Below are 8598 nucleotides of genomic sequence, written 5' to 3' on the forward strand. Positions count from 1 at the left end.
ACGCCTGCGGGATGGAGGTCTGTCCGGCGGCAGCCCGAACGCAGCCAGCCGCTCCAGTCCGAGCACCTCAGACACAGTCGGGGTTGTGGCAAGTTGTTGAGGTAGGGTGACGCGGTGTTGAGTGGTGAGAAGCTTTCCGGGTACCGGTTCCCCCTGGCGGTCATTGGTTACGCCGCAAACGTTGTACCACCGCTTCACCCTCAGCTGCCGGGATGTCGAGGAACTGTTGCTGGAACGGGGAATCGTTGTCACGCGCGAATCTATCCGAACCTGGTGCATTAAGTTCAGTGCGCTGTTTGCCCAGGAACTCCGCCATCGGGACGTGACGGCATGTAGATATCGGCGGGGTCAAACACTGGTTGTGGCAGGCCGTGGATGAACACGGAGCCGTACTGGACGTTTTCTTGCAGGAACACCGCGATACCGAGGCTGCCAGGTTGTTCTTCGTCCGCCTCCTGGCGGAATATGACGTGCCCGAGATCATCCACACCGACAAGCTGTGGAGTTATGAATCGGCGATTCGACAACTCCCCGTGCTCCACGGCGTGGAGCACGTCCAGGTCGTCTCGACCGCTCGTTACAACAACTCCATTGAGCAGTCCCACCGGCCGACCCGGCGGCAGGAACGTCAACAGCAAGGGTTCAGATCACGGAAACGCGCTCAGGGCTTCCTCGACCTGCACGCTCGTGTCACAAGTCTCCATCACCCTGCCCGCCCCACCGTTCCTGCTCGCCACCGCCGTCACCATCAGCAGATCGCCTTCAAGACGTGACAAGAAACTGTGTGGCAGGTGGCCTGAAGTTCAGGCCGCCTGCCACTGGAAACCTTCGTCGCCACCTCACACTCCAACAACTTGCCACAACCCTGTTCGTCACAGACTGAGAGACCGCCCTTCGTACCGCCTTATTGCCTCCAGGACGTCAGTCCCCTCAAAGTGTAAGGTGCTGAGGACGAGCGGTCGACGAACACGGGGGATGTGCTGGACCTCCCGCTTCAGGCACACCGAGACACCCGGGCGACCAGATTCTTTTTCGTCCGCCTGCTGGGAGAAGATGCTGTCCCAGCAGGCGATTCACATCGACAAGCTGTGCAGCTGTGGCGCAGTCCCACGAGAACTTCCCGTGGGTCTCACTTCAGCGTACACCCACCTCGTAGAGCCACCGCACCCATCACCTCGGCAGCAGGAACGCTGTCGGCTGCAACGGACTCGAGCGTTCCTCACCTTCACCGCTTGCTCTACCCGAACCACCGTCGCCACCGCCCTCAGACGAAGCCATCCATCCGCCGCCCTGCTCCGGTGGCGAGAGGCGACGCAGCAAGCGTAAGCGGCTTGATAATCAAGCTGCTTGACAGGCGACTTCAGCCCCACGGAGCTGAAGTCGTCAGAACCCCACAGCTGAACACGACACCCGTGCCAGCACGTTTTTCAGGCACACCTCAAGTCATCTCGTCCGGTGCCTGTCGTAGGGTTCTGAGGTGCTCTTCCCAAGACGCTTCGGCGGACCCCCGGTGTTCCACAAACAGCCTGCCCGTGGCCGAGAGCTCTTCAAAGGTCTGAAGGGCTTCGGATGTCTGCCGGGCCCGCTGCAAGGCGACCGCATCGACGAGCAGGCTGGCGAACATCAACATGGCGGACGGCACGGCGGTGGTGAGCCCCAGCGTGACTGGCACGATCAAGGTCTCTTTAACCTGGTCTGGCGCTATCAGCGCGGCCGGATCCGCGATGAGGATGACGGGGACGTCGCGTTGCTTCAGCAGCTCCGAGAAGCGCACCGTGTCGGTGGTCAAGCGGGGAACCGTGAACAGCAGGGCCGTATCCTGGGCGCTCCAGTGCGTCAAATGAGTCATGACCCCCGCCTCCAGGGTGGTGACGCAGTGAACGTGGGGATGCAGGCGGGACAAGTACAGGCTGGCATGCTCAGCGATGGAGGCCGCCGCCGCGAACCCGACGACAATGACACGTCGGCTGAGAGCAAGCTGGGGCACGCTGCGCCCGAATTCCGGACTTGCAAGCAGATCGGCGAGCCCCCTGAGGTGATTCATTTCCTGCGCAATGAAATCCATGAAGTGGCTGCTGCCTTCCTGCTCCCGGAAGCGTTCGGTAGGGGCTTTGTTGTGAATCTCATGAAGGACAACATCGCTGAGGACCTTGCTGAAATCCGCGTAGCTGTCGAAGCCGAGCCGCAGCGCGAAGCGGGTGACCGAAGACTGGCTGGTGCTGGCGGCCTGTGCAAAATCGGTGGTCGTCATAAACGAAACCTGTTCGGGATGTTCCCGCAGGTACAGGGCCAAGCGGCGCTGAGCTCCCGAGAGCGTAGGAATCTCGGCGTCCAGCAGCGCCATCAGGCTGCGGCGATCGGTCAGCGTCATGGACATGTCCTTCTCCCTTGAATAATTTTATCTTTATGGTACGATTCTGAATAATTCAATTCAAGGCGTACCGCGGTTGCTGTGAGGACCAGATGGCTGCCACTGAATCCAGGTCCGGAACAGTTCTGCCACACAGATGCCTGCTTCGTCTTCCGGCCGTGACTCCACGAGGTGTTCTTCATGTTGTCTCTTCTGCAGCGGTTTCTCCTCTTTCTCTTTGTGCTGTGGGGGGTGTCGGCCACGGTATTCCTGGCCCTGCACCTGGCACCGGGCAGCCCGGCGCAGCTGCTGCTCGGCCCCTTCGCCACGCCCGACGCCCTACGGCAACTCACCGCCGAGCTCGGCCTCGACCAGCCCGCGATCGTACAGTACTTTCGCTGGCTGGGTCACGCCCTGACCGGCGACCTGGGCACGTCCATCAGCATCAAACAGGCGGTGTCCTCGGTGCTGTACGAGCGTCTGGGCAACTCCATGATTCTGGCCGTCCCGGCGTTCGTGGTGGCCACGCTGCTCGGGGTGTCGGTGGGTCTGCTCAGCGGCCTGTTCCGGCGGGGCTGGGTTGACCACAGCGCCAACATCCTGATGTTCGTGGCGCTGGCGGTGCCGGTGTTCTGGCTCGGCCTGCTGCTGATCCTGTTTTTCGGACTGCAGCTCGGCTGGTTTCCCACGAGCGGCATGCGGTCGCCTGGAGCGGAGGGAACCTGGGCGGACCTGCTCCACCACCTTGTGCTGCCGGTCCTCGCGCTCTCGCTCGCGCCCGCCGCGGTGGTCGCCCAGATCACCCGCTCCACGCTGCTCAACGAGGTCAAGCAGGATTACGTGCGCACCGGCATCGCCAAGGGCCTGTCGCACCGCCGCGCCATCGTGCGCCACGCCCTGCGCAACACCTGGATTCCGGTGGTGACCACCCTGGGCTTAGAGATCAACTATGTGATCGGCGGCGCCGTGCTCGTCGAGAACGTCTTCAACTGGCCGGGCATCGGGCAACTGCTCGTGCAGGCCGCCATCAGCCGCGATTATCCGGTGGTACTGGGAGCCAGCCTGGTGCTCTCCGCCATCTTCGTGGCCGTCAACTTCGCGGTCGAGGCGTCCTACGGTGTCATCGACCCGCGCTTGAGGGCCCATCATGAGTGACGCCTCACTGCGCCCGGATGTCGCTCTGAGCCAGGACGGTGTGCCGGTGCGCCGGCGGTGGAAGGGCAACGGCTCCATGATCGCGGGCGGACTGGTGGTGGTCGTCTTCGCCGCGCTGGCCCTGCTCGCGCCGCTGCTCGCTCCCACCGATCCCAACGCCATCAACCTCGGGCAGTCGCTGAGACCGTTCGGCTTTGACGGCCACGTGCTGGGCACCGACAACCTGGGCCGCGACCTGCTGAGCCGCCTGCTGTACGGAGGGCGCATCACGCTGATCAGCAGTGTGGGAGCCGCGCTGCTCGCCACGGGACTCGGCACCGCGCTGGGACTGATCGCGGCGTACTACAAGGGCTGGGTCGACGTGGTGGTCATGCGGCTGACCGACATCCTGATGGGCTTTCCCTTCATTCTGCTGGCCATCCTGATCGTGGCGGCCCTGGGACCGTCGACCGTGAACGCGCTGATTGCCGTGGCGATCGCCAACGTGCCCTTCACCGCCCGGCTGGTCAAAAGCGAGGCGGCGCGCGTGCGCGAGCGCGAGTTCATCACGGCCGCCGTGGCCCTGGGCGCACGGCATGGACGCATCGTGTGGGCGCACATGCTGCCCAACATTATCGGCATCACGGTGCCCACGCTGTTCATGACCACCGGCTGGATGATCGGTCAGACCTCGGCCCTGAGCTTCCTCGGGCTCGGGACGCAGCCGCCCACGGCGGACTGGGGCAGCATGCTCGCCGAATCCCAGAACTTCATGGCGTCGCTGCCCCAGGTGGCGATGCTGCCCGGCCTCACCATCGTCGTGGCGGTGGTAGGCCTCAACCTGTTCGGTGTAGGACTGCGCTCCAGCTTGCTGCGCGAAGAGTGAGCCGCGTCTCCCCTGTCGCCCCGCCCCCATTCATCCAGGAGCCCTCATGATCAAGCTGAACACCTTCTCGATCACCGCGCGCTGCGCCCGCACCGGCCAGCTGGGCGTGGCCGTGTCGACCGCCGTTCCCGGTGTGGGCATGCTGTGTCCCTTCGTCCAGGCCGAGGTGGGTGCGGTGGCCACGCAGTCCTTCGTCAATCCCTACCTGGGCCTGTGGGGACTGGAATACCTCGCCGCCGGCCACCCGGCGGCCGAGACGGTAGAGCTGCTCAAGACGCGCGACGCGGGGCTGGCCCTGCGCCAGTTCGCCGTGGTGGACCGCCACGGCGGCTCGGCCGCGTACTCTGGCGACGGCTGCGACGGCTGGTACGGCCACCTCACCGGTCCCGATTACGCCATTGCCGGAAACATGCTCGTGGGCGCCGCAACGCTGGACGCCATGGAACAGGACTTCTCCAACACTGCCGATCTGCCCCTCGTGGAGCGGCTGCTCGGCGCGCTTCAGGCCGGTCAGGACGCCGGCGGTGACAAGCGTGGCAAACAGTCGGCCGCCGTCAAGGTCTTCAGCACCGAAGCGTACCCGCTCGTGGACCTGCGGGTGGACGAGCACCACGATCCCGTGCCAGAACTGCGCCGCGTATACGGCGTGGCACGCGAACAGTTGCTGCCGCTTATCGCCATGCTGCCCACCCTGGCCCATCCGAATGGCCAGTTCGACATGGAAGCGTCCCGCCGCAGCGGTCTGCTCCAGGACCGATGAACCTCCCTTCGCTGCCTCTGCTCACCCGTACAGGAGACTCCATGAACAAGTATGTCCTGACCGCCCTGCTCGCCGCTGCCCCCTTCAGCAGCGCCCTGGCCCAGTCCCAGCTGGTCGTGGGTTACGAGGCCGACGCCACCTCGCTCGACCCCGCACAGGTCACCGACCTCAACACCATGCATGTGCTGTCGCACATGTACGACACCCTGGTCAAGCTGGGGCCAAACGGGTCGTTCCAACCGGTGCTCGCCTCCAAATGGCAGATGTCCAAAGACGGTCTGACGTATACCTTCACCCTGAAACCCAACCTGAAGTTTGCCAATGGCGATCCGCTGAATGCCGACGCGGTCGTGTTCTCGTTCGACCGGCAGCTCAACAAGAACAACCCGGGATACAAGTTCGGCCCGTTTCCCTTCGCCGACTTTTACTACGGCTCGGTCGCCTCGGTCCGTAAGGTCAATGCCAGCACCGTGGAGTTCAAGCTCAAGAGTCCCAACTCGGCCTTCATGGCCGCCCTGAGCGTGCCGACCAGCTCGGTCGTCAATCCCAAGCAAGCGCTTGCCAATGGCAAGACCTTCGCTCTGAGCGGCGGCGGCAGCGGCCCATATATGCTCGAGAAATGGAACCGCGGCGGGCAGCTGATCCTCAAGAGCAACGCCCGTTACTGGGGCAATAAACCCAAGAGCACGAAGCTGGTCTGGGTGCCGATCGTCCAGGAAAGCCAGCGGGCGGTGGCGCTGCAGTCCGGCACGGTGGACCTCGTGATCAACCCCGCCTCGGAGAACCTCGCCAAGCTCAAGAGCGGCGGCTACAACATCGCGCAGAAGGCCGGCCCCCACATCTGGTGGCTGGGTCTGAACCTCACGAAGGCTCCCTTTGACAACAAGCTGGTCCGTCAGGCCCTGAACTACGCGGTCGATCGCAAGGCCATCACCGAGGGAGTGTTGTACGGCACCGGCACCCCGGCAGTACAGCCGCTCGCGCCGATGCAGTTGGGCCACAACCCCAACGTCAATCCCTATGCCTACGACCCCAAGAAGGCCAAGGACCTGCTCGCTCAGGCCGGCTATCCAGGCGGTTTCACCACGACCCTGCTCGTGCCGACCTCGGGATCCGGAATGCAGAGCCCTACCCAGATGGGGACCGCCATCCAGGCTTACCTGGGGCAGATCGGCGTCAAGGTCAACATCCAGCAGATGGACTGGGGCACCTTCCTGTCCAGGATCGGGGCCGGCGCCGCCAAATCCAACCTCGACATGTGGGAGCTGTCGTGGATGGACACCGCGGTCGATCCCGCTTTCGTCCTTGATCCCCTGCTGTCGAGCAAGTCCTTTCCGCCTGGTTTCAACACGGGCCAGTACAAGAACGCGGCCGTGGACAAACTCATGGATCAGGGCCGGGCAGAGGCCGATCCCAAGAAACGTGACGTGATCTATCAAAAAGCCATGGTCCTGATCAACGAGGACGTGCCCTGGGTGTTCGTCGACCACGCCCAGCAGGTTGTGGCCTACAACGCCAAGGTGCAGGGCATGGCCCTGGACCCCATTTCCCCATTCATCCTGAAATTAAGCAACGTCTTCAAGCCCTGAATGCCGCTGGCCCCGGCCAGCCGCCGCGGCCCCTGCATTCTTGGAGGTTCGTCATGACACGTACCCTCGATCCCCAGACCACCCTCGAAGATCAGGTCATCACCTGGCGCCGCTGGCTTCACGAGCATCCGGAGCTGTCCTTCCAGGAGCATGCCACAGCCGATTACGTGGAAACGCAGCTGCGCGCCATGGACGGCCTGATTCTCTCGCGTCCCACCCCCACGAGCGTCCTCGCGGTGCTTAAGGGCGAGGGTGGTCCCGGACGGACGCTGCTGATGCGCGCCGACATGGACGCCCTGCCCATTCAGGAAGACACGTCCTACGACTTCGCGTCGAAGAACGACGGCGTGATGCACGCCTGCGGGCACGATGGTCACACGGCCATGCTGCTGGGGGCAGCCCAGGTGCTCACCCGCATGAGAGCCCAGCTTCCAGGCGAGATCCGCTTTATTTTCCAGCACGCCGAGGAGCTGTTTCCGGGGGGCGGACAGCAGCTGGTCGATGCCGGCATCACGCAGGGGGTCGACGTCGCCATCGGAGCGCACCTGTTCACCCCCATTCCGGTGGGATTGATTGCCCTGAAATCAGGGCCGCTGATGGCTGCGCCGGATACCTTCACCCTGACCGTGACTGGTAAAGGTGGCCACGGCGCCATGCCGCACGAGACGGTCGACCCCATTCTGATCGCGTGCCACATCGTCACCGCCCTGCAGGCCGTCGTGTCGCGCCAGCGCGATCCACTAGAACCCGCAGTGCTGAGCGTCACGACCATCCACGCGGGGCAGGCCCACAACGTCATCCCCAATGCGGTCGTGCTGAGCGGCACGGTGCGCACCTTTGACCCCGCACTGCGCGAGCAGATCCCGCAGTGGATGGAGCGCTTGATTCAGGGGGTGACACAGGGATTCGGGGCCACCTACCAGTTTGACTATGAGCAGGGATACCGGGCAACCATCAACGATCCCGAGATCACTGAGGTCATGCGTGAGGTGGTACGCGAGACCCTGGGCGAGCAGGCGCTCGCCGAAGCGCAACCGACCATGGGCGGGGAGGATTTCAGCGCCTACCTCAGTCAGGTTCCTGGCGCCTTCTTCTTCATTGGGGCCCGCAACGAGGACTCCGGGATCACCGCGCCCCACCACCATCCCCAGTTCGCAATCGACGAGGATGCGCTTGGCCACGGCGTCAAGATTCTGGTGGGGGCGGCCCGGCGCCTCACGGTATCCGGAGGGTAATTCCTTCCCCACCCGGCCTTGCTTGCGCGGGTTCTGGCGACTTCAGCTCCGTGGGGCTGAAGTCGCTTGGCAAGCGCTTGATGCATCGCCTGTTGCCAGCGGAGCGGGGCGGATGGATGACCTCGTCTGTGGGCGGCGGGAACGGTGGTTCAGGTCTGGCGGTAAAGGTTCGAGACCCGGGCATGCGACGCAAGGAATTCCTGGCATCGCCGCCGTTGTTGGAAGCCGAACTGAAACCGTGTTGCTCCCGCGCTCCCGTCCCCACGCACGGCGAACACCACCCAGTACAGTGAATCCCCTGATGCCCGGTCCTGCTCAACTGCTCGCCCGCCCGATGCCCTGGCCTCCAGCCTCCGGGAGCGTAAGGGCGCTCTTGCGCTGCTGGCGCTTGGTTCTGTGGGATCTACATGAGGGTGACCCGGTTTTGCGCAGATGGAGATAAGCCTCGAAGATAGGAGGCACCATAATGACGAACCGCAGAATCCATACCGTGGGTCAGCGCGACAGACCATCCAGGCATGTACGCGCAAAATGCCCTCAATTCGGCCGCGTAGGCTGAGTTTGGGCTTGTCCCGCTATTGCGTAGTTGAGGTTAAGCGGCTTTAGCTTGGCGTTCGAACTCGTGAGGCGTCAAGTAGCCCAGT

The 8598-nt window shown here is 63.7% G+C and carries 6 protein-coding genes and 2 pseudogenes; 6 read left to right on the forward strand and 2 right to left on the reverse strand.

Annotated elements, in window-relative coordinates:
- The first annotated feature begins 117 nt into the window (after nucleotides 1-117).
- Nucleotides 118-773 (forward strand): annotated as a pseudogene (locus IEY21_RS16320) (IS6 family transposase).
- 665 nt (nucleotides 774-1438) lie between these two features.
- On the opposite strand, the gene IEY21_RS16325 reads toward IEY21_RS16320, so the two are convergent.
- Nucleotides 1439-2371 carry a MurR/RpiR family transcriptional regulator gene (locus tag IEY21_RS16325; RefSeq protein ID WP_188905402.1) on the reverse strand — a complete coding sequence of 311 codons (933 nt, stop codon included), beginning with the start codon at nucleotides 2369-2371 and terminating at the stop codon, nucleotides 1439-1441.
- 180 nt (nucleotides 2372-2551) lie between these two features.
- Here IEY21_RS16325 and IEY21_RS16330 point away from each other — a divergent pair, with 180 nt between their 5' ends.
- Genes IEY21_RS16330 through IEY21_RS16350 form a run of 5 tightly spaced genes read left to right on the forward strand, consistent with a single transcriptional unit; the run spans nucleotide 2552 to nucleotide 7954 of the window.
- Nucleotides 2552-3505 (forward strand): ABC transporter permease, encoded by a 954-nt coding sequence (locus tag IEY21_RS16330; protein WP_188905403.1) that lies wholly within the window; start codon nucleotides 2552-2554, stop codon nucleotides 3503-3505.
- Nucleotides 3498-4370 (forward strand): ABC transporter permease, encoded by an 873-nt coding sequence (locus IEY21_RS16335; RefSeq protein WP_188905404.1) that lies wholly within the window; start codon nucleotides 3498-3500, stop codon nucleotides 4368-4370. The genes IEY21_RS16330 and IEY21_RS16335 overlap by 8 nt, the downstream gene beginning before the upstream one ends.
- A gap of 46 nt (nucleotides 4371-4416) precedes the next feature.
- Entirely contained in the window at nucleotides 4417-5130 is a 714-nt protein-coding gene (locus IEY21_RS16340) for a DUF1028 domain-containing protein (protein WP_188905405.1), read from the forward strand.
- A 41-nt stretch (nucleotides 5131-5171) separates the two neighbouring features.
- Nucleotides 5172-6719: an ABC transporter substrate-binding protein gene (locus IEY21_RS16345; protein WP_188905406.1), complete on the forward strand. Its 1548-nt coding sequence runs from the start codon at nucleotides 5172-5174 to the stop codon at nucleotides 6717-6719.
- A 53-nt stretch (nucleotides 6720-6772) separates the two neighbouring features.
- Nucleotides 6773-7954 carry a M20 family metallopeptidase gene (locus IEY21_RS16350; RefSeq protein ID WP_188905407.1) on the forward strand — a complete coding sequence of 394 codons (1182 nt, stop codon included), beginning with the start codon at nucleotides 6773-6775 and terminating at the stop codon, nucleotides 7952-7954.
- A gap of 152 nt (nucleotides 7955-8106) precedes the next feature.
- On the opposite strand, the pseudogene IEY21_RS16355 reads toward IEY21_RS16350, so the two are convergent.
- Nucleotides 8107-8193 (reverse strand): annotated as a pseudogene (locus IEY21_RS16355) (IS6 family transposase); the annotation flags it as partial.
- Nucleotides 8194-8598 lie beyond the last annotated feature (405 nt).

Origin of the sequence: Deinococcus aerophilus (assembly GCF_014647075.1) — a bacterium.
Classification (GTDB): Bacteria; Deinococcota; Deinococci; order Deinococcales; family Deinococcaceae; genus Deinococcus; species Deinococcus aerophilus.